The organism is Leucobacter sp. Ag1, assembly GCF_000980875.1.
GTDB classification, from domain to species: Bacteria; Actinomycetota; Actinomycetes; order Actinomycetales; family Microbacteriaceae; genus Leucobacter; species Leucobacter iarius.
In genome coordinates this window covers 19,867-44,535 of sequence record NZ_LAYO01000082.1, presented here as the reverse complement: position 1 = coordinate 44,535, position 24,669 = coordinate 19,867, and the positions used below count along the sequence as shown (strand labels likewise).

The window sequence follows — 24,669 nt, the reverse complement described above, 5'->3', positions numbered from 1 at the left end:
CGGCGGGGCCGCGTCGTGTCTCGGAGCGCGCCGCTCCACCGGCGACGGTCAGGCCGGCTCCGTCTAGACCAGGACGGCGAGCGGCTGTTCCAGCAGCTCGGTGAGCGAGGCGAGGAACCGCGCCGCGAGCGCGCCGTCGATGATCCGGTGATCCGCGGTGAGCGTGATGCTCAACCGTTTGCTCGGTCGGGCTTCACCGTCGACGAGCGCGACCTCATCGCGGATCGCTCCGACCGCGAGGATCGCCCCCTGCGGCGGATTGATGATCGCGGTGAAATGATCTACGCCGAACATGCCGAGGTTGCTGATCGTGAACGTGCCGTCGCTCATGTCGACCGTGCCGAGCGTGCGCTCGGAGGCGCGATCCACCAGGTCCCTCGTCCTCGTCGAGATGTCGGATACTGCGAGTCGATCGGCGTCCCGCAGCACCGGTACGACGAGGCCCGCCGGTGATGCGACCGCGATCCCGATGTGCACCCGGTCGTGCAGCAGCGTCGCTCCCCGCCCGCCCGGCGCGTAGGAGGCATTGACGCCGGGGTGCCGCCGGAGCGCGACCGCGACGGCCCGGACGAGCAGATCGTTCACACTGATGCGTCCCGCGTCTCCGGGGCGCTGCTCGTTGATCCGCGCGCGCAGCGCGAGCAGTTCGTCGACCGACGCGGACGCGGTCGCCGTGAACGACGGGATCTCGGCAGCGCTCGTGCTGAGCCGTGAAGCGATCTGCTGGCGGATCGCGTCGAACGGTACCGCGCGGGAGGCCCGTGCGTCGGAGGGCGGGACGTGCGTCTCGACTGCGATGGGTGTTTCGGCCGGGACGATGGGCTCCGCGGGGGTGTCGGCGGTCCGTCGTCCGATCGCGGCTTCGAGGTCGGCGCGGACGACTCGACCCCCGGGCCCGGTGCCCGCGACCTCGGCGAGGTCGATCCCGCGCTCGCGCGCGAGCCTGCGGACCAGCGGGGTCGCCGCCTGGTGCTCGGCGGCGACCGGCGTCGCGGAACCGGTGCTCGCGGGAACGGGGCTCGCAGGAGCGGCCCCTGCCTGCACGGGGGCGGTCCCCGAACTCGGCGCGGCCGCCTCCGAACCGTCATCGAGCCGGGCGATCGGCGTACCGATGGGCACGTTCTCGCCCGCGGCGACCAGGATCTCGGACAGGATCCCGTCGTCGTAGGCCTCCTGCTCCATGAGCGCCTTGTCGGTCTCGATCTCGACGAGCAGGTCGCCGGCGTGCACGGGGTCGCCCGGCTGCTTGTGCCAGGCGGTGATCGCGCCCTCGGTCATCGTGTCCGAGAGCCGGGGCATGAGGATGTCGATCATGACGTCTCCTTCGGGGTCGGTTCAGCGCCGTCGGGCGACGGCGTCGAGGGTTTCTCGGATCGCGGCGATCGCATCGTCGAGCGAGGGCAGTGCGGCGGTCTCCAGCGACTTGGCGTAGGGCATCGGAACTTCCGCCATGGCGACTCGCCGCACGGGTGCGTCGAGCCAGTCGAAAGCCCCGTCCGACACGGTCGCCGCGACCTCCGCCCCGATGCCGTAGGTGAGCCAGTCGTCCTCGAGCACGACGCAGCAGTTGGTCCTGCGCACCGAGTCGACGATGGTCCCGCGGTCGAGCGGGCGGAGGCTGCGCAGATCGACGACTTCGACGTCGATCCCTTCCGCTGCGAGTCGTTCGGCCGCCTGCACGGCCACCGTCGCCATGCGCGAGTAGGAGATGACCGTGATGTCGGAACCGGGACGCACCACCTTCGCGCGGCCGATCTCGACGGGTTCCAGATCGTCGGGCACCTCGCCGGTGGTGTTGTAGAGCGCGAGGTTCTCGAGCACGAGCACCGGGTCGTCGTCTCGGATCGCCGCTCGCATGAGTGACTTGGCGTCGGCGGGGGTCGCGGGGGCGACGACCTTCATGCCCGGCACGAACGCGTAGTACAGCTCGATGTTCTGCGAGTGCGTCGCGCCCAGCTGCTGCCCGCCGCCGCCCGGAGTCCGGATCACCATCGGAACCCGGGCCTGGCCTCCGAACATGCCGTAGATCTTCGCCGCGTGGTTCACGATCTGGTCGAGCGCCAGCAGCGAGAAGTTGATCGTCATGATCTCGACGACCGGCCGGAGCCCGAGCATCGCGGCCCCGACCGCGGCGCCTGTGAACCCTTCCTCGGCGATCGGGGTGTCGCGGACCCGCTTCGGGCCGAACTCGTCGAGCATTCCGGCCGTGATCTTGTACGAGCCTTCGAACCGGCCGATCTCCTCACCGATCAGGAACACGCTCTCATCGCGCAGCATCTCCTCCCGCAGCGCCTCGTGGAGCGCCTGGCGATAGCTCATGCGGCTCACGCGAGCACCTCCGTCGGTTCGGGGGTTCCGGGTCTCGGCGGCGCAGGGAACAGCGCTTCGCCCGGCAGCCGGCGCGAGTCGTTCGGCACGGGGGTCGCATAGGTGTAGTCGAAGAGCGTCGAGACCTCCGGGTGCGGACTCGCGTCGGCGAATGCGGCAGCCTCCGCGACACGGGCCACGGCTTCCGCGTCGATCTCGGCGACGAGTTCCTCACCGAGGACCCCCTCGGTGAGGAGGCGCGCGGCGAAGGCCGCGACCGGGTCTGCCGCGCGCAGGGCCTCGGCTTCCTCCCTGGTCCGGTACCGCGCCGGATCCACGACGGAGTGCCCTTTGAGGCGCTCGGACACGGTCTCGAGCAGGAACGGGCGACCGGCCCGTGCGCTCGCGAGCGCGCGCTGCGCCGCGGTGTGCACCGCGACGGGATCCGTGCCGTCCACCCGTGCGGCGTCCATGCGGTAGGCGGCGGCGCGCTTGTGGAGCTCTGGCTCGGCCGAGGCCTGCTCGACCGTGGTTCCCATTCCCAGGCCGTTGTTGACGACGACGTAGACGATCGGCAGGTGCCAGATCGCCGCGAGATTGAGCGACTCGTGGAACGCGCCGATGTTGGTGGTGCCGTCGCCCATGAGACAGATGACGGCGTCGTTCTCGCCGCGGTAGTCGATCGCCAGGGCGGCGCCGGTGGCGAGCGGGATCTGGCCGCCGACTATCCCGTAGCCGCCCATGAACCGCGAAGCGAAATCGAACATGTGCATGGAGCCGCCCCAACCTCGGGAGACCCCGTCCGTGCGCCCGTAGAGTTCAGCCATGATCCGCTCGGGCGCGATACCCCGGGCGAGCGCGTAGCCGTGCTCCCGATAGTTCGTGTAGACGTAGTCGCCGGGAGCGGAGGCCGACATGAGCCCGACCACGGTCGCCTCCTCGCCGAGGTTCAGGTGGCAGTACCCGCCGACCTTGGCCTCCGTGTAGGCGCGCGCCGCGCGCTCCTCGAACCGCCGGATCAGGACCATGCGGCGGTAGAAGTCGAGCAGCTGCTCGTCGGGCGGCGACTCGGACTCCGCGGTCGTGCGCGTGCGCTTCGTGGACGTTCCGCGGGTCGCGCGTGCTGCGCGTGCCGGCGCACTGCGTGGCTTCTGGGTCTGGGGCATGCGGGGTCTCCATTCTCGCCCGAGAATCGCGCCGGACCCGGCGGGTGGCTCGGGTGGGGCACGGATCTGCTGTCCGGTCCGGAGGATGCTCCGGGTTTCATGATCATTAATGATACGAAACGCGTTTCATTATAGAATCGAGCGGGAGAAGTTGTCGAAACGAGGGAGACGCGTGGCGAGCGAGCAGGGGAGCCCCGGTTCCGAACCGACTCCGCGCAAGCGGGGGCGCCCGACCGGGGCCGAGCGTGCGCAGCGGCGCGACGACATCATCGACGCGGCGGTCCGGCTGTTCGTCGAACGGGGTTTTGCGCGGGTCACCTTCGATGACCTCCGCGAGGAGGCGCGAGTGACGAAGCGCACCATCTATGCCGACTTCGCCGATCGGTCCGAGGTGTTCTTCGCAGCGGTCGAGCGGTTGCGGGACCGCGCACTGGCGGCCCCCGCCGAACACCACGGACTCCCGGAGGCCGCGGCTACGATCGTGTTCGCCCTGCACTCGGACGAGGCGATCGGATTGCATCGGCTCGTGATCGCCGAGGCGCGCACCTTCCCCGGGCTCGCGGAACGCTTCTATGCGGACGGACCGGCCGCCTACATCGCGGCGCTCCGGCAACGGATGCCCGATCGCTCCGTCGACCGGGCGGAGGCGCTGTTCGCGCTGCTGCTGGGTGAACCCCACCGCAAGCGGCTGCTCGGGCTCACCTCGGCGCCGACGCGTGCCGAAGCGGAGTCGCAAGCCCTCGCTGCGATCGAGGCGCTCGGGCTGCGGTAGCCGCGTCCCGATCCCGCCTCAGCCAGGGAAACCGGTGCCGTCGGCGTCCTGCAACCGGTCGTGAGGTCCACCCAGTCCTCCGCGCCGCTCAGCCGCTGCAGCTCGTCGATCGGGATCTCGACCATCGAGCTCGGCGTGCCCGCGGCCGGGTAGACGCGGTCGAACCGGCGCAGCGACGCGTCGAGGAAGATCCGCGCGCGATCGTTCGCCGCGAACGGGCAGACGCCGCCGATCGGGTGCCCGGTCAGCTCGGGCACCTCGTCGCCGCGCAGCATGCGGGCCTTGCCGCCGAAGCGGCGCTTGAACCGGCCTCCGTTGACCTTCGCGTCGCCCGCGGCGACGACGAGCACGGCCCGGCTCGGATCGCTCGGGTCGGTGAACCCCAGCGTCTTCGCGATGCGCGCGGGCTCGGTGCCGAGCTGCTCGGCCGCGAGTTCTACCGTCGCGCTCGATCCGGAGGTCTCGACGATCGCACCGGCGAACCCAAGTGCGTCGAGGTGCGCGCGCACGCGTGCCGTATCCATGCTCACCGCTCCCGCACCACGCGTCCCTCGTCCCATACGGCGACGGGGGACTCCACGACCTCGCCGTCCTCCTGGAACACCCAGAACCGGTCGAAGTCGCGGGCGAACCAGCGGTCGTGCGTCACCGCGATCACGGTGCCGTCGAACGCGCCGAGGGCCTGCTGCAGCGCCTCGGCGGACTCGAGGTCGAGGTGGTCGGTGGGCTCGTCGAGCAGGAGCAGCGTCGCGCCGCCGAGCTCCAGCAGCAGGATCTGGAACCGTGCCTGCTGGCCGCCCGAGAGCGACTCGAACGCCTGCTCCGCCGCCTGCGCGAGCTCGTACCGGGCGAGCGCCCGAGCGGCCGCCTCGCGGTCGCGCCCGGCGCGGTGCTCGTCGCCGCGGTGCAGGATCTCGAGCAGGGTGCGTCCGGCGAGGTCGGGACGGCGCTGGGTCTGCGCGAACCAGCCCGGGCGCACGCGGGCGCCGAGCCGAGCACGTCCCTCGTGCGCGACGGGTTCGATGGGCAGATCGCCGACGGGCTCGTGCTCGAGATCGGGGTCGGTGCCGCCCGCGGCGAGCAGCCGGAGGAAGTGCGACTTGCCCGATCCGTTGGCACCGAGCACCGCGATGCGATCCCCGTACCAGGCCTCCGCGTCGAACGGGAACATGAGGTTCGTGAGTTCGAGCTGCTCGCAGACGACCGCCCGTTTGCCGGTGCGGCCGCCCGCGAGCCGCATGTCGAGCCGCTGCTCGCGGGGCTGCTCGTGCGGGGGTCCCGCCGCCTCGAAGCGCGCGAGCCGGGTCTGCGCCGCCCGGTAGCGCGAGGTCATGTCGGAGTTGTACGCGGCCTTCTCCTTGTACATCAGCACGAGCGCCCGGAGCTTGGCGTGATCCTCGTCCCAGCGCTTGCGCAGCTCGTCGAGCCGGGCGAATCGGGCCTCGCGCGCCGCGTGGTAGCTCGCGAAGCTGCCGGGGTGGATCCAGGCGGTGCTGCCGAGCGCACCGAGCTCGAGCGTCGCGATCGCGGTCGCGGAACGCGCCAGGAGCTCGCGGTCGTGGCTCACGAACAGCACGCTCTTGTCGGAGGCGCGCAGCTGATCCTCGAGCCAGCGCTTGCCGGGCACGTCGAGGAAGTTGTCGGGCTCGTCGAGCACGATCAGCTCGTCGGGCCCGCGCAGCAGCGCCTCGAGCACGAGCCGCTTCTGCTCGCCGCCCGAGAGCGTCTCGATCGGTCGCGCCGCGGCCCGGTCGTAGGGGATGCCGAGCGCCGCGGTCGTGCAGACGTCCCAGAACACCTCGGCGTCGTAGCCGCCGGCCTCGCCCCAGGCGGCCAGCGCGTTCGCGTAGGTCATCTGCGAGGTCTCGGTGCCTTTCTCGAGCATGTTCCGCTCGGCCCGGTCGACGCGGTCGGCGGCCTCGCGGACCCGCGGCGAGGAGACGCCGAGCAGGAGCTCGCGCACGGAGGATCCGGTGATGAACTGGCGCATCACGCCGAGGCCGCCGGAGCGCGCGACGGCGCCCTCGTCGGGTTCGAGCTCGCCCAGGGCGATGCGCAGCAGGGTCGACTTGCCCGCGCCGTTCGCGCCGATGAGCGCGACGCGCTGGCCGGCGCCGACGCGCAGCGAGACGTCGTTGAGCAGGGGGCGGCCGTCGGGGAGTCCGTAGCTGATGCCGGAGAGATCGAGATGGGCCATCCCGCCACGCTAGCAAGGGGCGGGCCCGCGTGGGCGGTGCCGGTGGACAAAGCTCGACGGATGGCGGATGCGTTTCGGACTATGGCGCCCCGGGCGAGCAGTGAACTCCGCAGAGGAGTTGAGGAATTTCGCGTGTTTCCTGCTAGCGTGGAAGCCTCGCGCGCCGCTGCGGGGAAGGAGCACCGACATGACCCACCGCCGCGATCCGGATCCGGGTGCCGTTCTCGAACTCCACCGGGTCACCTTCCGTCGCGAGGGCACCGAGATCCTGCACGGGATCGACCTGCGGGTGGATCCGGGGGAGCGGTGGGCGCTGCTCGGCCCCAACGGGGCGGGCAAGAGCACGATCCTGGGGTTCTGCGGAGCGGTCGAGCACCCGACGAGCGGCACCGTCGACGTGCTCGGCCGGCGCATCGGCCGCGTCGAGCTGCAGGCGCTGCGCCGCGAGATCGGCCACGTGAATCCGAGGCACGCCGTGCGCTCGGCGATCACCGCGCGCGAGGTCGTGCTGACCGGGCTCACCGGAACCCTCGAGACGGTGATGCGATGGACGCCGACGTCCGCGCAGATCGCCCGGGCCGATGCGATGCTCGACCTCGTCGGGCTCGAGGATCGGCGCGAGGTGGTCTGGCCCACCATGTCGCAGGGGGAGCGGGGGCGTGCGCTGATCGCCCGGGCTCTCGTGTCGGATCCGAGGCTGCTGCTGCTCGACGAGCCCACCACGGGGCTCGACGTCGCCGCGCGCGAGCAGTTCCTCGAGACCCTCGACGATCTCTCCGAGCACCATCCCGAGCTCACGACGGTGCTCGTCACCCACCATCTCGAAGAGTTGCCGGCGTCGACGACGCACGCGGTCGTGATCGCGCACGGGGCGATCGTCTCGGCCGGGGCGGCGTCGGAGGTCGTCACGACGGAGGTCATCTCGCGGGCGTTCGAGCACCCGATCGAGGTGACGCGCGAGGGCGGGCGCTGGGGAGCGCGCGCCAAGCGGCGGGAGCGCGCCGCGAGCTGATCGCGGCGGCGTGCGGGGTCGTGCGGATCAGCCGGTGCAGCTGCGGTACGCGTAGTCGGCCGAACCCGGCGTCGTGAGGCTGTGGTCGCGCAGGATCATGGTCGCCGGGCGATCGGGGCTCGCGCAGGTATCGGCGAAGCGCTCCTCGCCGAGCTCGTCGGTGTACTCGATGTCGAGCACGACGTCGTAGACCGCGGTGTAGGCGCCGCACTCGTCGAACTCCGCGCAGGACTCGGTCACGGCGAAGTCGTAGCCGAGGCCGCGCAAGCGCTTCGACTGGTCCGCGGTGTTCTTCTGCCCGATGGCGAGTCCCGCGCGGTGCGCGATCCGGGCGTACTCCGCGGCGAGGGCGAGGTTGTCGTCGCGCCCGAGCGCGCCCTCCGAGCGCGTGTACGAGTCGAGGTTGTCGATCTCGACGGCGTCGTACCCGGAGTCGGCGCAGCCGACGATCCACGCGCCCACGAGGTCGGCGAGCGCGCTGCGCTTCGCCGCGGTCGACGTGTCGAAGAGGTACTCGTCGGGCCAGCCGGGATCGACCAGCGGGCCGCCGTCGTGCTGCACCAGCAGCTCCGGGTGCTCGGCAGCGAACCGCTGCGACGCATCGGGCTGGGTCTGGAAGCCGTTCACGTAGCAGATGTCGTAGCCCGCGCCGGCGGGCTCCGCCGTGCGGTCGCGGGCGATCGTGGTCGCCCCGGACGGCGGGTCGTAGGTGCCGCCGAGCTGGTAGTCGAATCCCGCCGACGGGTCGGGGAGATGCGGCGCGGCCGCGCCGGGCGCGCAGCCGGCGAGCAGGGGCGCGAACGCGAGGGCGACGCAGGACAGCGCGACGACCGTCCGGCGTCTGAACATGGGCGGTCCTTCCCGGGAGTGCGTGGTGCTCGGGTCAAGCCTACGACCGCGTTCGATCGGCGACCGATCGGTGCGCGTCGTGATCCGGTTCGGCCGCACCCGTCCGTGCCGCACGCTGTTAGCGTGGGCGCATGGAGCAGAGCGAGTACCGTACGCAGCACGTCGAGGGGCCGCTGACCCTGAACGCGACCTTCCTCGTGGCGCGCGTGGGCGACGGCGGCGCAGCGGTGGACACCGTGCGCGCCGCGCTCGCCGGGCTCGAGGACCTCGTCAAGACGGTCGGGTTCCGGGCCCCGCGGGCGCGGCTCTCGTGCACGGTCGGGATCGGTGCCCGCGTCTGGGCCGCGGTGGTCGGCGACGATCGGCCCGCCGAGCTGCGTCCGTTCCGCGAGATCGCCGGCGCCGTGCACACGGCGGTCGCGACACCGGGTGACCTGCTGTTCCACATCCGGGCGGATCGCGAGGATCTGGCGGTCGAGTTCGCGCGTCTCCTGCTCGGACGGCTCGGCTCGGCCGTCTCCGTGGTCGATGAGGTGTCGGGCTTCCGCTACTTCGACTCGCGGGACCTGCTCGGATTCGTCGACGGCACCGCGAACCCGATCGGGCCGGACCTGCCGGTCGCGGCGCTCGTGGGCGACGAGGATCCCGGCTTCGCCGGAGGCAGCTACGTCGTCGTGCAGAAGTACCTGCACGATCTGGACGCCTGGCAGGGGCTGAGCACCGGCGAGCAGGAGGCGATCATCGGGCGGACCAAGTCCGACAACGTCGAGCTCGACGATGTGCCGGACGGCGAGCAGCAGGCGCACAAGTCGCTCGCGACGATCGAGGACGAGTCCGGTGAGCACGACATCGTGCGGGACAACATGCCGTTCGCGCGTCCGGGTGCGGGCGAGTACGGCACCTACTTCATCGGCTATTCGCGGCACCTCTGGGTGATCGAGCGCATGCTGGAGCGCATGTTCGTCGGAGAGCCCGCGGGCAGGCATGACCGGCTGCTCGATTTCTCGACGGCCGAGACGGGCAGCGCGTACTTCGTGCCGACCCCCGAGATGCTGGCCGCGCTCGGCGACTGAGCCGGAGCCGCTCGGGTCGGCTCCGGCCGAGCCGCCGGAGCCGCTCGGGTCACCGGGCTCCGCGGACTCAGCCGCGCGGAGCCGGAGCACCCGGACGCCGTTCGAGACGCCGCAGCAGGAACCGGTAGGCGAGCGCGCACGCGCTCAGCACGAGTGCACCGGCGAGCACGGGGGTGAGTAGATAGCCCCAGCCCTCGTGCGCGAGCATGATCGCGATCGGCGTGCCGCCCGCCGGCGGGTGCACCACCCGCGCCGCAGCCATGACGGCCATCGCGATGCCGACCGCGAGGCCGAGGCTCCACCATGCGGTCGGCAGGACCGCGTGGACCGCGAGCCCGCACAGCGCCGAGAGTAGGTGGCCGCCGACCACGTTGATCGGCTTCGAGAGGGGCGCATCGGGCAGCAGGAAGACGAGCACGCACGAAGAACCGAAGGCCGCGATCAGGATCGGCGTGCCCACCAGATCGCCGCCGAGTCCCAGCACCGCGATGGTCAGCGCGCCGGCCACCGAGGCGCCGACGATCGTGTGCCAGGGGATCGCTGGTTGGGTCGGGCGCACCCGGGACCACAGCGATGGCCGCCGGGTGCGCCGCTCCGCCACGGTCAGGCCTGCTCGCCGGCGGCCTGCGTCGGCTGCTGGGCGTACGAGTGCGCGCCCGTGCCGCGGTAGCCGCCGCCCTCGACGATCAGGTACTCCGGGCGGATCTCCTCGCCGGCGAACCAGCGCTCGAGGATCTCCCGCGTGCCCGCCGCGTAGCGCGCCTGGCCCGAGAGGGAGGTGCCCGAGGTGTGCGTCGTCATCGCGTTGTGCGGCATGGTGCGCCACGGGTGATCCGCGGGGGCCGGCTGGGGGTCCCAGACGTCGCCCGCGTAGCCCGCGAGCCGCCCGGACTCGAGCGCGCGCACGATCGCGTCGCGGTCGGCGATGGCGCCGCGGGCCGGGTTCACGATGTAGGCGCCGCGGGGCATGGTGTCGAGCAGCTCGTCGTCCAGCAGCCCCCGCGTCTCGTCGGTCAGCGGAGCGTGCACGGTGAGCACGTCGACCTCGCGCACGAGACTCTCGATGCTGTCGTGGAACGTGAGGCCGTAGCGCTCCTCGTACTCGCGGGGGAGCCGGAACCGGTCGGTGTAGCTCAGGCGCACGCCGAACGGCGCCAGCCGCTCGATCACCGCGCGGCCGATGCGGCCGGCCGCGAAGACGCCGACGCGCATGCCCTCGAGGTCGTAGGAGCGGGAGACGGCGTCGGCGATGTTCCAACCGCCCTCCTCCGAGATGCGGTGCTGGGTCACGAAGTCGCGCACGAGCACGAGCACCTGCATGACCGTGTGCTCGGCGACGCTGATGCTGTTGCTGTAGGTCACCTCGGCCACGGTGATGCCGCGCGCGTTCGCCGCGTTGAGGTCGGTGTGGTCGGAGCCGATGCCCGCGGTGATGACGAGCTGGAGCTTCTCGGCCCGTTCGATGCGATCGGCGGTGAGGTACGCGGGCCAGAAGGGCTGCGAGATCACGACGTCGGCGTCGGGCAGCTCGCGCTCGAACACCGAGTCGGCGCCCTCCTTGTCGCTCGTGATCACGACGGTGTGCCCCTCGGACTCGAGCCAGCGCTTCAGGCCGAGGCCGCCCGAGACCGAGCCGAGCAGCTGACCGGGCACGAAGTCGATCGCCTGCGGATCGGGCAGGGTCGCGCCGCCCGGGTACTCGGTGATCTCGGGGACTGTGTCGCGGGCGTACTCGGGCGGGTAGCCGGTGACCGGGTCCGGGTAGAGGACGATGAGAACTTTTGCCACGGTGTCTCCAATTCCAGGTGGGGCGCCTGGGATGCGCCCCCTCGATTTCCAAGCTACGACTGGCGCAGACCGGCCACCACGAACCGGGGATTGCCGCAATACAACGCCTGGTTGTGCGTAGACTGGCGGCGTGTACAGTCCCCGCCTGCCCGACCTGCGGGCGCTCGAGCTGCTCGAAGCGATCGCGCGCACCGGGTCGATCACGCTCGCGGCGGCCGAGCTCGGCGTCACCCAACAGGCCGCGTCGCTGCGCCTGCGGCGGCTCGAGCAGCGGGTCGGGCGCGAGCTCGTGGTGCGGTCGTCGCGGTCGTCGCGTCTCACGGGGGACGGGCTGGCCGTCCTCGGTATCGCGCAGCCGGTGATCGCGGCGGCCGCGGCGATGGACGAAGCGCTGGAGCTCCTGCTCGACGCGGAGGAACGGGTCGCGGTCGCGGCCAGCCTCACCGTCGCGGAGCACTTCCTTCCGCAGTGGATCATGGCCTACGTGCGCAACGGCAACGAGGTCGGCTCCGTGCGGGTGCGCGCGACGAACACGCGCGAGGTCGTGCGGCTGGTGTCGGACGGCGAGGCCGACCTGGGGTTCGTCGAGGGCAGCGAACCGCCGCCGGGGCTGCGTCACGCGTTCCTCGCCGCCGACGAACTGGCCGTCTACGTGTCGCCCGCGCACGAGTGGGCTCGCGGACGTCGGGTGAGCCCCTGGACCCTGGCGTCGACCCCGCTCGTCACTCGGGAGGCCGGGTCGGGGTGCCGTTCGGTGCTGCTCGCGACCCTGCTCGCGCACGGTGTTGAACGGGAGCGGTTCGCCGCCCCCGCGCTGGAGCTGCCGAGCAACACCGCGGTGCTCGAAGCGGCCGCGGCGAACGTCGCCCCGGCGGTCATCAGCACCCGGCCGGCGCAGTCCTACCTCGACGACGGACGGCTGGTGCGGATCGGGGTGGGGAGCGTCGCGTTCCACCGCGAACTGAGTGCCGTCTGGAAGTCCGGGCAGGAGCCGGCATCGCGGCCGGCCCGGGAGCTGCTGCGCGCGGCCCGCGAGTGGCGACCCCTCGCCTGACCAGCGGCGATTCGGCGCCGTTCCGAATCTTCTGCAAATCCCTGGAAAGCTGCGCTCTCCAGGGATTTTTTGCGTGCATTCGCCGTATCCTCCGCGCTCCGACGCGGCTCGCGTCGGGCCGGGAAAACGCGTGTGCTAGGTTGATCTGACGTAGGTAAGGGTCGCCTAATATCGGCGCCGACCTGCGCGCCGGCCACGCCGGCCGGCGCCCGCGCACCGCACCCGAACAAGGAGCCTCACCATGTCCGTGCCCCGTCTGCTCGCCGTCTCGACCCTGGGCGTCGCCGCCGTTCTCGCGATCACCGGATGCTCCGGCGCGAAACCCGCCGCCGAGACCGAGAAGCCCGCGGCCAAGAGCGTGACGGTCGAGGACAACACCGGCAAGCACACCGTCCAGACCCCGCCGAAGTCGGTCGTCGCGACCGACAACCGCACCTTCCAGACGCTGAGCGACTGGGGCGTCCCGCTCTCGGCCGCAGCGGTATCGCTGATGCCCGACACGGTGTCGTACAAGACCCAGAAGGGCCTCGTCGATCTCGGCACCCACCGCGAGCCGAACCTCGAGCTGCTGGTCGCGGCGAAGCCCGATCTGGTGATCAACGGGCAGCGCTATCAGGGCTTCCACGACGAGATCGTGAAGCTCGCACCCGACGCCACCGTGCTCGAGCTCGACCCGCGAGACGGCAAGCCCTTCGACAGCGAGCTGAAGCGCCAGGTCACCGTGCTCGGCGAGGTGTTCGGCAAGCAGGCCGAGGCGAAGAAGCTCGTCTCGGACTTCGATACGGCCGTCGACCGGGCCAAGAAGGCCTACAAGAGCTCCGACACGGTGCTCGCAGTGAACACCTCGGGCGGTGCCATCGGCAACATCGCGCCCACCGTGGGACGCACCCTCGGCCCGGTCTACGACCTGATCGGCCTGACCCCGGCGCTCAAGGTGGAGAAGTCCTCCGAGGGGCACAAGGGCGATGAGATCTCGGTCGAGGCGATCGCCTCGGCGAACCCCGACTGGATCCTCGTCATGGATCGCGACGCCTCGTTCGACAAGGCCGAGCGCGGCGCGGACTACAAGCCCGCGGCCGAGATCCTCGAGAAGAACGACGCGCTCAAGAACGTGAAGGCCGTCGCCAACAAGCGCATCGTCTACATGCCCACCGACACCTACCTGAACGAGGGCATCCAGACCTACACCGAGTTCCTGAACGACTTCGCCGATGCCCTGGAGAAGTCGAAGGCCTGATCGAGATCGGGACGGGCGGGCCGCGACTCCCGGAGTCGCGGCCCGCCCCATCCGCACCATGACCACCACCACCGCCCAGACGTCCGCCCGCTCGCGCGGACGCCTGATCGACCCCGCCCTCGCGATCGGCGTGCTCGTCGTCGCGGGACTGCTCGTCCTGTCGCTCTTCACCGGGGTGTACGACATCGCGGGCGGCGCGGACGGCGCCGAGATGTTCGCGATCACGCGGGTCCCGCGCACCGCGGCGCTCATGCTCGCCGGCGCCGCCATGGCGATGTCGGGGCTCGTGATGCAGCTGCTCACCCAGAACCGCTTCGTCGAGCCCACGACCACTGGCACCACCGAGTGGGCCGGACTCGGGCTGCTCCTCACCATGATCCTCGCGCCGCAGGCGCCCATCGCCGTGCGCATGTTCGTCGCGGTCGTCGCCGCCTTCGTCGGCACGATGGTGTTCTTCCTCTTCCTGCGACGGGTCTCGCTGCGATCCTCGCTCATCGTGCCGATCGTCGGCATCATGCTCGGCGCCGTCGTCGGCGCCGTCACGACCTTCATCGCGCTGCAGACCGACACCCTGCAGAACCTCGGCGTCTGGTTCGCCGGCAGCTTCACCACGGTGCTGCGGGGGCAGTACGAACTGCTCTGGATCGTCGCGATCGTCGCCGTCGCCGTCTTCATCGCCGCGGACCGCTTCACGGTCGCGGGCCTGGGGCAGGAGGTCGCGACCGGCATCGGCGTCGACTACCAGCGCGTGATGCTCCTCGGCACGGTGCTCATCGCGGTCGCCACGGGCGTGGTGACCGTGGTCGTGGGCAACCTGCCCTTCCTCGGGCTCATCGTGCCGAACCTCGTGTCGCTGATCCGCGGCGACGACCTGCGCAGCAACCTGCCGTGGGTGTGCCTCACGGGCATCGGGATCGTCACGGCGTGCGACCTCATCGGTCGCACGATCATCATGCCCTTCGAGGTCCCGGTGTCGCTGATCCTCGGGGTCGTCGGCGCGGCCGTCTTCGTGCTGCTGCTCGTCGGACGGAGGCGCCGTGCTTGATTCCGCGCAGCGCCGGACCCCGCTCCGCGGCGGCGCACCACGGCGGACGGGAACCGCTCCGCGCAATTCGGGCCCGTTCGCCGGGCACGGATCCTCCCGGCGCACCGTCGTGGTGATCTCGGCGCTCGTGCTGCTCTCGGGCCTCATCGTCTTCGGCCTGCTCGCCCACGGCAACCCGATGCCGCCGGGCAGCGAGGGCTTCTGGCTCATCGCCGAGCGGCGGCAGCAGAGCGTGCTCGTGATCGCGGTCGTCGCCGTCGCGCAGGCCACCGCCACCGTCGCGTTCCAGACCGTCGCGAACAACCGGATCATCACCCCCTCGATCATGGGCTTCGACGCGCTCTACACCGCGGTGCACACCACCTCGGTGTACCTCTTCGGCATCGCCGGGATCGCGCTCCTCGCCGGTCCCGTGCAGTTCCTGCTGCAGATCGGGCTCATGGTCGGGCTCGCCGTGCTGCTCTACGGCTGGCTGCTCAGCGGCAAGCGGGGCAATCTGCAGATCATGCTGCTCGTCGGTATCGTGATCGGCGGGGGACTGGGCGCCGTCTCCACCTTCATGCAGCGCATGCTCACGCCGAGCGAGTTCGACGTGCTCGCCGCGCGGCTCTTCGGGAGCATCTCGAACGCCTCGGCCGACAGCCTGCCCTACGCGATCCCGCTCGTCGTGATCTCGACGGCGGTGCTCTGGAGCGGGTCGCGCCGCCTCAACGTGATGGCGATGGGGCGGGACGTGGCGAACAGCCTCGGTCTGCAGCACCGGCGGGAGCTGATGCGCACGCTGTTCTTCGTCGCGGTGCTGATCGCGACCTCGACCGCGCTCGTCGGGCCGATGGTGTTCCTCGGCTTCCTCGTCGCGGCGCTGGCCTACCAGCTCGCCGACACCTTCGACCACCGGGTCGTGCTCCCGATCGCCGCGCTCACCGCTTTCGTCGTGCTCGGCGGCGCCTACTTCGTCATGAAGCACGTCTTCAGCGCGCAGGGCGTCGTCTCGATCATCATCGAGGTCGTCGGCGGCACGCTCTTCCTGATCGTCATCCTGAGAAAGGGACGCCTGTGACCCAGCAGACCCCGGCCGTGCTCGTGAGGGGCGTCCGCAAGCAGTACTCGGACGAGGTCGCGATCGGTCCGCTCGACCTCAGCATCCCGGGTGGTGGGATCACCGCGCTCGTCGGACCGAACGGTGCCGGCAAGTCGACGCTGCTCACCATGATGGGGCGGCTGCTCGGCATGGACGACGGGACGATCGAGGTGGCCGGCTTCGACGTCGCTCGGACGAAGTCGAAGGATCTCGCGAAGGTCGTCTCCGTGCTGCGGCAGGAGAACCACTTCGTGACCCGGCTGACGGTGCGGCAGCTGGTCGGGTTCGGACGCTTCCCGCACTCGCGGGGCCGACTCGCGACCGCCGATGAGGAGATCGTGAGCCGGGCGATCGACTTCCTCGAGCTCGGCGAGCTCGAGGGCCGATACCTCGACGAGCTCTCGGGCGGGCAGCGGCAGCGCGCGTACGTCGCGATGGTGCTCGCGCAGGACACCGAGGTGGTGCTGCTCGACGAGCCGCTCAACAACCTCGACATGAAGCACTCGGTGCAGATGATGAAGCACTTGCACCGCGCGGCGGAGGAGCTGGGTCGGACGATCGTGATCGTGCTGCACGACATCAACTTCGCCGGCCACTACGCCGACCGGATCTGCGCGATGAAGAACGGCACGGTGATCGAGTTCGGGACGCCGGCGGAGATCATGACCGACGAAGTGCTGAGCCGCGTGTTCGACACCGAGGTGCGCGTGATCGAGGGCCCGGCGGGGCCGCTCGCCGTCTACTACTGAGCGTCCTGGGGCGATGCGCAATTACCGGAACTGGATCGCGAATCGGTAGCATGGGGCTCCCATGCGAGCTCCCACCGCGCGATCCGATCGGCTGAACCCGCGCAGGATGCTGCCGATCGCGGCGATATCCGCGATCATCGGCACGCTGGTGTGGCTGCTCTGGGTGCTGCCCATCAGCGGCTCGGTCCGCGACGCGCACCCGCGGGCGCTGGGCGAGCCCATCGCGGTGACGCTCGAATCGGGGGAGCGCGCCGGGATCTGGACCGACAGCGCCGCGGCCGCGCTCGAGACCCTCGAGTGCACGGTGACCGATGAGCGCGGGCGCGAGCTCGACCTGCGTCGCGCACCGGCGCTCTCGTGGGACGACGCGCTCTGGTGGGCGACGCCGCGCACCGGGTTCGAGCAGGTGCGCGCGTTCACCGCTCCGAACGCGGGTGCGGTCGACGTGCGCTGCGTCGACCGGATGGGCGTGTACGACGGCGGCTTCGTGATTGCCGGGGACAGCTTCGGATCCGGATCGATCGGTCTCGGCCGCACCGGCGGGAACGACTTCGCGGTGGGCACGATCCTCGTCTTCTGCGCGGTGGTCTGCCCGCTGCTCGCGGCGTTCCTGCTCGTGCTGTCGGTGATCGGCGCGGTGACGCGGCGGGCCGGGCGCTGACGCCCGGCCCGCCGCGACTCACCCGCACGCCGGTCTAGCTGCGGCTCCGCTCGAGCTTCGCGAGCTCCGCACCCTTCGCATCGAGCACCGTCAGGGTGTCGCCCGAGACCTTCGCGGAGGCGAGCTGCCCGAGCTTCGCGTCGATCCCGGGGCACGCCATGAGCGTGCTCACGGCCTCCGAGAACGTGATCGCGTCGGCGTTCTCCGCCTTCCAACTGCCGCTGAGTCCGTTGCAGCCGTCGTTGCCGGTGAAACGGCCGTCGCCCGAGATCGACAGGTTCGGCTTCCCCTGATCGGTCGATCCCCAGGAGCCGAGGAAGGCCTCGGAGACGGGATCCTTCGTGTTCGTGCTCGTATCCGCTCGGTCGAGCGTGCCGAGCTCCGCTCCGCCCTCGCCGAGCACGGTCATGGTGGAGCCGGAGACGGTCGCGGTTCGCGCTCCGGAGAGCCAGGTGTCGACCCCGATGCAGGCCATCTTCGTCGAGGCGAGTTCGCCGAACGCGATGGTGTCGCCCTCCAGCTTCCAGCTGCCGGTGAGCCGGTTGCAGCCGTCGGTGCCGGTCAGCGTGCCGTCACCGGCGAGCTCGATGGCGGGGGCGGACTCCTTCGCGGCGTCGCCCCAGGATCCGGTCACGTCCGCGGACTTCGACGTGGCGGTCGGCTTCGGCGTCTGATCCGTGCCGGACGAGCCGGCGCAGCCGGCGAGGAGCAGCGCTGCGCTCGCCACGGCGGCGACCGCAGCGGCGAGGCCGATGCGCCGGCCGGTCGAGTGCGGGACGGGGCTGGGTCGGGTCATGATGCGGCTCCTTCGACGTTCGCGGGTGCGGGGATCTCTTCAGGACGATACCGGGGCAGGCGGGATGCCGGGAGCGCGGCGATCGCGCTGAGCCCGGCCAGCACGAGGAAGCCGATCTTGAGCGTGCGCAGGCGCTGCTCCTCGTTGATCGCGACCGCGGCGTCGATCTGCGCGGGGGTCGCGCTCGTCTCCTCGAACTTGGTGCGCAGCTCGTCGTTGCTGATGAAGTTCACCTGGTCGAGCTGCACCTCCTCGGCGAGGGCCTTCGGCAGGTCGTCGTGCTCGGTGACAGCCTGGGTGAAGCCGAGGCTCAGCACGGTGACGAGCAGTGCGCCCATGACCGCGGTCCCGACGGCGCTCGCAAGGTTCTGCGTGGTGCCGCGGATCGAGCCGACGTCGCCCGCGAGCTCCTTCGGAGCAGCGGTGACGAGCACGTTGAATACGAGGGTGACGAGCGCGCCCTGACCGATGCCGAAGACCACGAGTCCGAGGATCGTGGGCAGCGTCTCCCAGTTGTTGGTCACGACGAACGCGAGCCAGACGAGCGCGGCCGTGGTGAGGGCGAAGGAGAAGAGCGCGATCGTGCGCGGGCTGTACCGGTTGTAGAACCGGACGATGAGCGTCGCGGTGACGAACACCGTGAGATTGAACGGCATCATCGCGAGGGAGGTGTCGAAGGGGGTGCGGCCCTGCACGACCTGGATGTAGGTCGGCACGGTGAAATTCACCGCGGCCTCCATCGAGACGATGATGAACATCGCGTAGATCGCGGCGCGCTCGGTCGGCTGCGCGAGCACGCCGAGGTCGACGAGCGGGACCTTGCCGAGCCGCATGCGGCGGCGGGTCCACATGAAGAAGGCCTGGCCGAACATGACGCCGAGCACCACGAACACCGGGGCGGGGGAGAGCCCGAGCACCGAGAACGGCGCTCCGGGTTCGGCCAGCAGGATTCCCCAGGCGTTCAGATTGTTGAAGCCGAGGGTCAGCAGCACGATCGCGGCTCCGATGAGGGCGGAGGCGACGAGATCGATGCGGATGCTCGGGTTGCCCCGGTCGCTGCGGAGTCGGAAGCTCAGCACGAAGACGATGGCGGCGAGTCCCAGGGTGATGAAGAAGATGGGGCGCCAGCCGACCAGCGTGCCGAGCGTGCCGCCGATGAGGAACGCGCTGATGCCCGAGAACGCGCGTGCCGAGCCGAGGGAGCCCACGGCGGTGGCCTGCTGCGCGCCGCGGTAGTTCTCGGCGATGAGCGCGACGAGCGCCGGCACGATGATGGCGGCCGAGGCGCCGGCCAGGACCTGCCCGCCGATGGCCCAGCCGATGCTGCGGGAGAGGATCATCATCAGCGAGGACACGGCGAACACCGCGACCACGATCCGGAAGATCAGCACCCAGCCGATGCGCTGGCCGAGCTTGGCGCCGGTCATGACGAGCGCGGCCACCGCGAGGCCGTAGACCACGATGGTCGTGCTCGCCGTCGTCGGCGGAACCCCGAAGTCCTCGACCATGCCGCCCAGCGAGATCGGCAGGGCCGCCACGTTGAACGACATGAGCACCTGGGCGAGGAACAGGCCGATCATCGGCGCCCAGGAGCGGCGCTCCTCGGCGCCGGCCGGGGGCGCCTGCGCGGAGCCGTCGCTCCGCCCGGAATCCGTGCGTGCGGTCATCGGAGCGCTCCTTCGGTGGTGGTGTCGATGCCGGAGTCGGCACCGTGCGGGGCCGACGCGAAGAGGTTGAGGCCGAGCGCGCGAGACAGATAGGCGCACGCCCGCTGCCCGCGGACGCTGTTGCCCGCGCTGTCCAGCCGGGGCGAGAACGCACCGACCGCTCCCTTGCCGGGCGCGATGGCGACGATGCCGCCCGCGACCCCCGATTTCGCGGGGATGCCGATCTCGAAGAGCCACTCGCCGGAGCGCTCGTACATGCCGCAGGCGGCGAGGAGTGCGAGCGTGTCGCGGCTCGTCTCGGCCGAGACGACCTGTTCGCCCGTGATCGGATTGACGCCGCCGTCGGCCAGGGTGGCTCCCATCACGGCGAGGTCGTCCGCGGTCACCGAGAGCGAGCACTGCCGCGTGTAGATGTCGACGGCCTCCCGCGGGCCGATGGCGAGCCGGTCGTAGCTCTGCAGCAGACGGGCGAGCGCCTGGTTCCGGTGGTTCGTGAACGACTCCGAGCGGTACACCTCGCCGTCGAGCATGAGCGGGCGGCCGGCGAAGCGGCTCAGGCCGTCGCGGATCAGTGCCCAGCGTTCGTCCGCGTTCGTGGCGGGCATGAGCGCGGTGGTCGCGATCGCGCCCGCGTTGACCATCGAGTTCATCGGGCTGCCGCCGTTGAGCTCGATCGCGACGACCGAGTTGAAGGCCATGCCGGTGTTGTCGACGCCGACGACCCTTCGGATCTCGTCGTGCCCGATGGCGTCGCAGACGAGGGCGAAAACGAACGCCTTCGAGATCGATTGGATCGAGAATCCGATCCCCGTGTCGCCGGCCGAGTGGCATCGGCCGTCGATGCTCGCGAGCGAGAGCCCGAACCAGGCGGGATCGGCCTCCGCCAGCACCGGGATGTAGTCGGCCACCGTACCGTCGTCGACGCCCGCGTAGCGCTCGTGCGCGTGGGCGACGAGATCGCCGACGCGATCGTGCTGCGGCAGCGCTCCCGTCGAGCTGCGCTGCGCGATGTCTTTCACGTCTGCTTCGAGCATGCCCTCATCATCCCGCTTCCCGGGACGATCTTCGAGTGGTTGGGGACGGAGAATTCACAAACCCCCTATCGTGGGGGCATAGCGAAGGAGCCCGAATGCCGTCCGAACTGCACGCCCTGACCTTCGACGCGGCCGACCCTTCGGCGCTCGCCCGGTTCTGGGGCGACGTGCTCGAGCGCGATGTCTCGAACGATGGGACCGTGCTGCTCGCGGCGGATCCTCGTGAGATCCCGATCCGGTTCCGCCCCTCGGGCCGGGCGAAGACGGGAGCGAATCGATTCCATTTCGACCTGACGAGCCGTTCGCTCGACGATCAGGGGGCGATCGTGGAACGGGCGCTCGCCGCCGGGGGCCGCCATCACGACGTCGGGCAGCTGCCGGAGGAGCCGCATGTGGTGCTGGCCGACCTCGAGGGGAACGAGTTCTGCGTGATCGAGCCGGGGAACGCCTTTCTCGCGAACACCGGTGCGATCGGGGCTCTGGCGGGGGACGGGACCGCGGAAGTCGGCCGCTTCTGGAGCGTGGCACTCGGCTGGCCGCTCGTGTGGGACCAGGACGAGGAGACGGCGATTCAATCGCCTCTCGGCGGCACCAAGATCACCTGGGGAGGTCCGCCCGTGGCGCCGAAGACCGAGCGCATGCGCATCGGTTTCGAGCTGAGCGCGCTCGACGCCGGTCCGGAGCGGCTCGCGGCGGAGGTCGATCGACTGCTCGCCCTCGGCGCGGACGATCTCGGGACCGAGCCGGTGTTCGGGCGGATCCTGCTCGATCCGGATGGCAACGAGTTCTCGCTGATCTGAGCCCCGCCGCGGTACCGCTCAGTGCCAGAGCACCGCGATGCCGGCGTTCAGCAGCGACAGCGCGCCGATGGTCCAGAACGGCGCCTTCGTCGGGCGGCCGGCGCGTTCGCGCGTGATGACGACGCCGAAGGTGCCGCCGATGGCGAAGGCGATCATGAGCTTGACGGCGAGCTTGACGTAGTCGAGGTGGATGCCCGCGGGGAAGGGGATCGCGAGCAGCAGGCCCGAGACGATCATGATGCCGAGGCCGGTGCGGAACAGCGTGGTTGTGGTGGTGCGTCCGCGGGCGGCCTGCGCCGCCCAGCCGCCGAAGAGCAGAGCGAACCCGACGAGGTGCACGAGTACGAGGAGCTCGCGCAGGAGGAGCAGCGGATCCATGGCGGTCATCCCTCCGCTCGGTGCTCGACGCGGGGGTCGCTCGGATCCCGGCGGGGACGGGCGCGCGGGAGCAGGAACGCGACGGCGATGAGCCAGACCCCGCCGCCGAAGCGCACGATCGGCAGCAGGGCTTGCAGGGGCTCGAGCGCGAGCGAGAGGAAGGAGAGCTCACCGGCGACGCCGAGCACGAGCCCCAAGATCGCGAGCCAGCGCGGCACGAATCGGAGGATCAGTGCCGGTACGGCGATGCCCGCGATGAGCAGGCCGAGGCCGGTGGCGTAGGCGACGCCGCCGAGGCCGAACGAGAATCGGGCGAGCAGGGCCACCGCGTCGGGCGAGCCGAGCGCATCGGGAAAGCTGAGCGTCCAGGTGACGAGCGCCGAGGTCGCGAGCGCGATCGACGCGGCGATACCGCCGAAGAGGCCGATCACGGGGCCGGGGACCCGCACTCCGAGGCGGAGCTGGCGTGCGTACACCGACGCCGTCAGGATCCCGAGGGGTACGGCGGAACCGAACTGGAGCAGCGCGCTGATCCGGATCGCCGTGGGATGTGCGGCGTACCAGGCGGCGACTTCTGCGGGAGACGCGAACGGTGCGGGCGCCGAGCCGGTCCCGGCGATGAGGGTCACGACACCGGCGACGGTCAGCGCGAGGGCGACGATCGCGAGCGGGCCGAGGGGCGGGCCACCGGCACGGCGGTGCGGGCGAGGGGGGTGCGAGTAATCGGTCATGGCAATAATGATGCATAGTGTGAATGATTCTGTCAACCGGGATATGATGATGAGGTGACCACTCCTCGACGCCCGCCCCGAACCGGGTTCCTCGTCTCGCAGCTGGGCGGCTTCGCGGCCGCCCGATTCGCCGAGCTGATCAAGCCCGCCGGCCTCACCCTGGCCACCGCGGGCGTGCTCCGCATCATCGCGATGGAACCCGGCCTCAGCCAGCGCGAACTCGCCACCCGACTCGGCTCGGTCCCCAGCCGGGTGGTGGTCCTGGTCGACTCGCTCGAGGGCGCGGGTCTCGTCTCCCGCACCCGGGATCCGGCGGACCGCCGCCATCACCGGCTGGACGCGACCGACGCCGGACGACGGGTGCTCGGCACCCTGCGCACGGCCGCCGAGACGCAGAGCCGCGACATCCTCGAACCGCTCGAACCCGAGGAGCGCGAAGCGTTCTCTGCGCTCGTGGCCAAGCTCTCCGCTGCCCACGGCCTGGACCCCGACGTGCACGCCGGATACGGCCGGAAGGACGCGGGCGATGCCGCTCGCGGATGAACTGCTCGGCGCCGACGAAGCGGAAGCGCTGATCGCGGCGCTCGCCGCAGCCGAACCCGCCGCGGGGTTCGCGGGGCTGCGCGCGGCGGCGGCGCGACTGGGCGAGCTCACGCTCAGCGCCCGCGCCCGCGCGCTCGCGGAGGCGCTGGACGCGGATCTCGACGGCGGAGCGGGCCGGCTCAACGCGGTGGTCCGCAGCGCGACGGCGGATCCGGGCTTCGCCGGCTGGATGCTCTGGGGCGTCGGCCTCGCGGTCGGACGCCGAGCGATCGACGACGGGAGCGATGCGGCGTTCGACGACGGGCTCGCACTGCTGCGCGAGCTGACGCCGCGCATGACCTCGGAGTTCTCGGTGCGGCCGATGCTGCGGCACGACCTGCACCGGGCGCTCCGAACGATGGCGGACTGGACCTCCGACCCCGACCCGCATGTGCGGAGGCTCGCCTCCGAAGGCACCCGGCCGCTACTGCCCTGGGGCGAACGCGTGCCGGGCCTCGTCGAGGATCCGGACCTCACCCGCGGGATCCTCGACGCCCTGCACGACGACCCGGACGAGGTGGTGCGGCGCTCGGTGGCGAATCACCTCAACGACCACAGTCGGGCGCACCCGGGGTACGCGGTCGAGGTCGTCCGCGGCTGGCAGCGGCGGGGCGGTCCGCACGTCGCCCGCACCGCGAGCCACGCGCTGCGCACCCTGGTCAAGCGCGGGGACGCGGACGCCCTCGCGCTGCTGGGGTTCCGCGCCGCCGAGGTCGAGGTCTCGCCCATCGAGATCGCGGAGCGGCGCATCGAGCCGGGCGGAACCGTCCGCTTCGGCGCCGAGATCCGCAACGCCGGCATCGAGTCCGCGGACCTCGTGATCGACTATGCGCTGTTCTTCCCCGACGCCCGCGGCCGGGAGCGAACCAAGGTCTTCAAGATCGGGCGGCGGACGCTCGCGCCGGGCGAACGGACCCGCGTCGATGCGTCGAGGTCGTTCCGTGCGCTGACCACCCGGAGCTACTACCCGGGCGCCTACGGGGTCGCGCTGCAGGTCAACGGCATCGCCTTCGAGCGGGCGGCGTTCGCGGTGCGGGACGCACCCGCGTCGGCCTGACGACTCAGGCTCGGGCCAGGTCCTCCAGTTCGCTCCGCAGCATCTCGAGCGCCCAGGAGCGATCGCCGTCGGCCGGGGTGTGCAGCAGGTGCAGTGCGATCCCGTCGGTCAGCGCGTGCAAACGGGCCGCGCGCCGATTCGCCTCGTCGTCGGCGGTTCCCGGGGCGATCCGGTCGATCGCCCTGCGGCATCCCGCGGCGAGGGCCCGGTGCGCCTCGTCGCGGATCTCCTCGAGCTGGGGGAGCGCGCGGCTCTCTGCGATGAGGGCGACGTTGACGTCCATCTCGACGCGGCTCTCGGGCGTGAGCGGGAGCAGGTGCGTGAAGATGCGCAGCGTGACCTCGATCGGATCGCCCTCCTGGTCCTCGGCCGCGACCCGCTCGACCACACGCCGGATCATCAGCTCGGCGGCGTGGACGATCAGGTCGGCGCGGGTCGGGAAGGTGTTCTGCAGGGAACCGACCGAGAGCCCGGCCTCGGCGGCGATGCTGCGGACGGAGACGGCGCTGAGGCCGCGCTCGGACATGACGGTCCACGCGGCTCGCGCGATGCGCTCGCGCCGCTGCTCGGCTGAGGTGCGTGGGGTCACGGAAGTTCCCGGTTCAGTTTTGATACAAGTGTATTAAAGTGGGT

At 71.0% G+C, this 24,669-nt stretch carries 25 protein-coding genes and 1 pseudogene; 12 read left to right on the top strand and 14 right to left on the bottom strand.

Features of this window, described 5'->3' with window-relative positions; all coding sequences use genetic code 11:
* Positions 1-63: 63 nt before the first annotated feature.
* From XM48_RS05285 to pdhA, 3 genes are read right to left on the bottom strand one after another with little or no spacing between them, the layout of a single operon-like run.
* Positions 64-1,314 carry a dihydrolipoamide acetyltransferase family protein gene (locus tag XM48_RS05285; protein WP_046454748.1) on the bottom strand — a complete coding sequence of 417 codons (1,251 nt, stop codon included), beginning with the start codon at positions 1,312-1,314 and terminating at the stop codon, positions 64-66.
* Positions 1,315-1,335: 21 nt separating this feature from the next.
* Positions 1,336-2,328, bottom strand: a complete 993-nt coding sequence (locus XM48_RS05280) for an alpha-ketoacid dehydrogenase subunit beta (protein WP_046454747.1) — start codon at positions 2,326-2,328, stop codon at positions 1,336-1,338.
* Entirely contained in the window at positions 2,325-3,473 is a 1,149-nt protein-coding gene (gene pdhA, locus XM48_RS05275; RefSeq protein ID WP_046454746.1) for a pyruvate dehydrogenase (acetyl-transferring) E1 component subunit alpha, read from the bottom strand. Before pdhA ends, XM48_RS05280 begins: the two co-directional genes overlap by 4 nt.
* A 172-nt stretch (positions 3,474-3,645) precedes the next feature.
* Between pdhA and XM48_RS17465 the strand changes: the two genes are divergently transcribed.
* The gene (locus tag XM48_RS17465) at positions 3,646-4,245 is read left to right on the top strand and encodes a TetR/AcrR family transcriptional regulator (RefSeq protein WP_231580808.1); all 600 of its coding nucleotides are present in this window, start codon (positions 3,646-3,648) and stop codon (positions 4,243-4,245) included.
* 101 nt (positions 4,246-4,346) lie between these two features.
* Here XM48_RS17465 and XM48_RS05270 read toward each other — a convergent pair.
* Both XM48_RS05270 and XM48_RS05265 read right to left on the bottom strand, forming a co-directional pair.
* A pseudogene (locus tag XM48_RS05270) lies at positions 4,347-4,769 on the bottom strand (YbaK/EbsC family protein); the annotation flags it as partial.
* Between the two features lie 2 nt (positions 4,770-4,771).
* On the bottom strand, positions 4,772-6,442 hold the full coding sequence (locus XM48_RS05265; protein ID WP_046454745.1) for an ABC-F family ATP-binding cassette domain-containing protein: 1,671 nt from the start codon (positions 6,440-6,442) through the stop codon (positions 4,772-4,774).
* Positions 6,443-6,629: 187 nt separating this feature from the next.
* Between XM48_RS05265 and XM48_RS05260 the strand changes: the two genes are divergently transcribed.
* Positions 6,630-7,454: an ABC transporter ATP-binding protein gene (locus XM48_RS05260; protein ID WP_046454744.1), complete on the top strand. Its 825-nt coding sequence runs from the start codon at positions 6,630-6,632 to the stop codon at positions 7,452-7,454.
* 27 nt (positions 7,455-7,481) lie between these two features.
* Here XM48_RS05260 and XM48_RS05255 read toward each other — a convergent pair whose 3' ends face one another.
* Entirely contained in the window at positions 7,482-8,303 is an 822-nt protein-coding gene (locus tag XM48_RS05255; RefSeq protein ID WP_046454743.1) for an endo alpha-1,4 polygalactosaminidase, read from the bottom strand.
* A gap of 131 nt (positions 8,304-8,434) precedes the next feature.
* On the opposite strand from XM48_RS05255, the gene XM48_RS05250 reads away from it, so the two are divergent.
* A complete protein-coding gene (locus tag XM48_RS05250; protein WP_046454742.1) occupies positions 8,435-9,376 on the top strand; it encodes a Dyp-type peroxidase in 942 nt (313 codons plus the stop codon).
* Positions 9,377-9,443: 67 nt separating this feature from the next.
* Here XM48_RS05250 and XM48_RS05245 read toward each other — a convergent pair whose 3' ends face one another.
* Both XM48_RS05245 and XM48_RS05240 read right to left on the bottom strand, forming a co-directional pair.
* On the bottom strand, positions 9,444-9,977 hold the full coding sequence (locus XM48_RS05245) for an HPP family protein (protein ID WP_046454741.1): 534 nt from the start codon (positions 9,975-9,977) through the stop codon (positions 9,444-9,446).
* 2 nt (positions 9,978-9,979) lie between these two features.
* On the bottom strand, positions 9,980-11,164 hold the full coding sequence (locus XM48_RS05240) for an NAD-dependent formate dehydrogenase (RefSeq protein WP_046454740.1): 1,185 nt from the start codon (positions 11,162-11,164) through the stop codon (positions 9,980-9,982).
* Between the two features lie 130 nt (positions 11,165-11,294).
* Here XM48_RS05240 and XM48_RS05235 point away from each other — a divergent pair, with 130 nt between their 5' ends.
* From XM48_RS05235 to XM48_RS05210, 6 genes are all read left to right on the top strand, one after another.
* Positions 11,295-12,218, top strand: coding sequence for a LysR family transcriptional regulator (locus tag XM48_RS05235; protein WP_046454739.1), 924 nt, complete (start codon positions 11,295-11,297; stop codon positions 12,216-12,218).
* A gap of 241 nt (positions 12,219-12,459) precedes the next feature.
* Positions 12,460-13,455, top strand: a complete 996-nt coding sequence (locus XM48_RS05230; protein WP_046454738.1) for a siderophore ABC transporter substrate-binding protein — start codon at positions 12,460-12,462, stop codon at positions 13,453-13,455.
* A gap of 58 nt (positions 13,456-13,513) precedes the next feature.
* On the top strand, positions 13,514-14,500 hold the full coding sequence (locus tag XM48_RS05225; RefSeq protein WP_046454737.1) for an ABC transporter permease: 987 nt from the start codon (positions 13,514-13,516) through the stop codon (positions 14,498-14,500).
* A complete protein-coding gene (locus XM48_RS05220; protein WP_046454736.1) occupies positions 14,493-15,560 on the top strand; it encodes an iron chelate uptake ABC transporter family permease subunit in 1,068 nt (355 codons plus the stop codon). Before XM48_RS05225 ends, XM48_RS05220 begins: the two co-directional genes overlap by 8 nt.
* Entirely contained in the window at positions 15,557-16,330 is a 774-nt protein-coding gene (locus tag XM48_RS05215; protein ID WP_231580807.1) for an ABC transporter ATP-binding protein, read from the top strand. The genes XM48_RS05220 and XM48_RS05215 overlap by 4 nt, the downstream gene beginning before the upstream one ends.
* A 61-nt stretch (positions 16,331-16,391) precedes the next feature.
* Positions 16,392-16,991 (top strand): hypothetical protein, encoded by a 600-nt coding sequence (locus tag XM48_RS05210; protein ID WP_046454735.1) that lies wholly within the window; start codon positions 16,392-16,394, stop codon positions 16,989-16,991.
* A 34-nt stretch (positions 16,992-17,025) separates the two neighbouring features.
* Here XM48_RS05210 and XM48_RS18230 read toward each other — a convergent pair whose 3' ends face one another.
* Genes XM48_RS18230 through glsA form a run of 3 tightly spaced genes read right to left on the bottom strand, consistent with a single transcriptional unit; the run spans position 17,026 to position 20,488 of the window.
* A complete protein-coding gene (locus tag XM48_RS18230) occupies positions 17,026-17,787 on the bottom strand; it encodes an META domain-containing protein (protein WP_197074151.1) in 762 nt (253 codons plus the stop codon).
* Positions 17,784-19,454, bottom strand: coding sequence for an MFS transporter (locus XM48_RS05195; protein WP_046454734.1), 1,671 nt, complete (start codon positions 19,452-19,454; stop codon positions 17,784-17,786). The genes XM48_RS18230 and XM48_RS05195 overlap by 4 nt, the downstream gene beginning before the upstream one ends.
* Entirely contained in the window at positions 19,451-20,488 is a 1,038-nt protein-coding gene (gene glsA / locus XM48_RS05190) for a glutaminase A (RefSeq protein WP_046454733.1), read from the bottom strand. Before glsA ends, XM48_RS05195 begins: the two co-directional genes overlap by 4 nt.
* A 95-nt stretch (positions 20,489-20,583) precedes the next feature.
* On the opposite strand from glsA, the gene XM48_RS05185 reads away from it, so the two are divergent.
* On the top strand, positions 20,584-21,288 hold the full coding sequence (locus XM48_RS05185; protein ID WP_046454732.1) for a VOC family protein: 705 nt from the start codon (positions 20,584-20,586) through the stop codon (positions 21,286-21,288).
* An 18-nt stretch (positions 21,289-21,306) separates the two neighbouring features.
* Here the strand turns inward: XM48_RS05185 and XM48_RS05180 are convergent, their stop codons facing one another.
* Together XM48_RS05180 and XM48_RS05175 are read right to left on the bottom strand one after the other, a co-directional pair.
* On the bottom strand, positions 21,307-21,666 hold the full coding sequence (locus XM48_RS05180; RefSeq protein WP_156174933.1) for a Fe-S protein: 360 nt from the start codon (positions 21,664-21,666) through the stop codon (positions 21,307-21,309).
* A 5-nt stretch (positions 21,667-21,671) separates the two neighbouring features.
* The gene (locus tag XM48_RS05175) at positions 21,672-22,397 is read right to left on the bottom strand and encodes a hypothetical protein (RefSeq protein ID WP_046454731.1); all 726 of its coding nucleotides are present in this window, start codon (positions 22,395-22,397) and stop codon (positions 21,672-21,674) included.
* A gap of 54 nt (positions 22,398-22,451) precedes the next feature.
* On the opposite strand from XM48_RS05175, the gene XM48_RS05170 reads away from it, so the two are divergent.
* Together XM48_RS05170 and XM48_RS05165 are read left to right on the top strand one after the other, a co-directional pair.
* Positions 22,452-22,940 (top strand): MarR family winged helix-turn-helix transcriptional regulator, encoded by a 489-nt coding sequence (locus XM48_RS05170; protein WP_046454730.1) that lies wholly within the window; start codon positions 22,452-22,454, stop codon positions 22,938-22,940.
* Complete coding sequence (locus tag XM48_RS05165; protein WP_046454729.1) at positions 22,924-24,036, top strand: hypothetical protein; 1,113 nt, start codon at positions 22,924-22,926, stop codon at positions 24,034-24,036. Before XM48_RS05170 ends, XM48_RS05165 begins: the two co-directional genes overlap by 17 nt.
* 4 nt (positions 24,037-24,040) lie before the next feature.
* On the opposite strand, the gene XM48_RS05160 is transcribed toward XM48_RS05165, so the two are convergent.
* Positions 24,041-24,625, bottom strand: coding sequence for a TetR/AcrR family transcriptional regulator (locus XM48_RS05160; protein WP_046454728.1), 585 nt, complete (start codon positions 24,623-24,625; stop codon positions 24,041-24,043).
* Positions 24,626-24,669: the final 44 nt, after the last annotated feature.

Bases quoted from the DNA above. Each gene is read 5' to 3' on its own strand.
- XM48_RS05285 (WP_046454748.1), bottom strand. From the start codon at position 1,314: ATGATCGACATCCTCATGCCCCGGCTCTCGGACACGATGACCGAGGGC.
- pdhA (WP_046454746.1), bottom strand. From the start codon at position 3,473: ATGCCCCAGACCCAGAAGCCACGCAGTGCGCCGGCACGCGCAGCACGC.
- XM48_RS05265 (WP_046454745.1), bottom strand. From the start codon at position 6,442: ATGGCCCATCTCGATCTCTCCGGCATCAGCTACGGACTCCCCGACGGC.
- XM48_RS05260 (WP_046454744.1), top strand. From the start codon at position 6,630: ATGACCCACCGCCGCGATCCGGATCCGGGTGCCGTTCTCGAACTCCAC.
- XM48_RS05255 (WP_046454743.1), bottom strand. From the start codon at position 8,303: ATGTTCAGACGCCGGACGGTCGTCGCGCTGTCCTGCGTCGCCCTCGCG.
- XM48_RS05250 (WP_046454742.1), top strand. From the start codon at position 8,435: ATGGAGCAGAGCGAGTACCGTACGCAGCACGTCGAGGGGCCGCTGACC.
- XM48_RS05230 (WP_046454738.1), top strand. From the start codon at position 12,460: ATGTCCGTGCCCCGTCTGCTCGCCGTCTCGACCCTGGGCGTCGCCGCC.
- XM48_RS05225 (WP_046454737.1), top strand. From the start codon at position 13,514: ATGACCACCACCACCGCCCAGACGTCCGCCCGCTCGCGCGGACGCCTG.
- XM48_RS05210 (WP_046454735.1), top strand. From the start codon at position 16,392: ATGCGAGCTCCCACCGCGCGATCCGATCGGCTGAACCCGCGCAGGATG.
- XM48_RS18230 (WP_197074151.1), bottom strand. From the start codon at position 17,787: ATGACCCGACCCAGCCCCGTCCCGCACTCGACCGGCCGGCGCATCGGC.
- XM48_RS05195 (WP_046454734.1), bottom strand. From the start codon at position 19,454: ATGACCGCACGCACGGATTCCGGGCGGAGCGACGGCTCCGCGCAGGCG.
- glsA (WP_046454733.1), bottom strand. From the start codon at position 20,488: ATGCTCGAAGCAGACGTGAAAGACATCGCGCAGCGCAGCTCGACGGGA.
- XM48_RS05185 (WP_046454732.1), top strand. From the start codon at position 20,584: ATGCCGTCCGAACTGCACGCCCTGACCTTCGACGCGGCCGACCCTTCG.
- XM48_RS05180 (WP_156174933.1), bottom strand. From the start codon at position 21,666: ATGGATCCGCTGCTCCTCCTGCGCGAGCTCCTCGTACTCGTGCACCTC.
- XM48_RS05175 (WP_046454731.1), bottom strand. From the start codon at position 22,397: ATGACCGATTACTCGCACCCCCCTCGCCCGCACCGCCGTGCCGGTGGC.
- XM48_RS05165 (WP_046454729.1), top strand. From the start codon at position 22,924: ATGCCGCTCGCGGATGAACTGCTCGGCGCCGACGAAGCGGAAGCGCTG.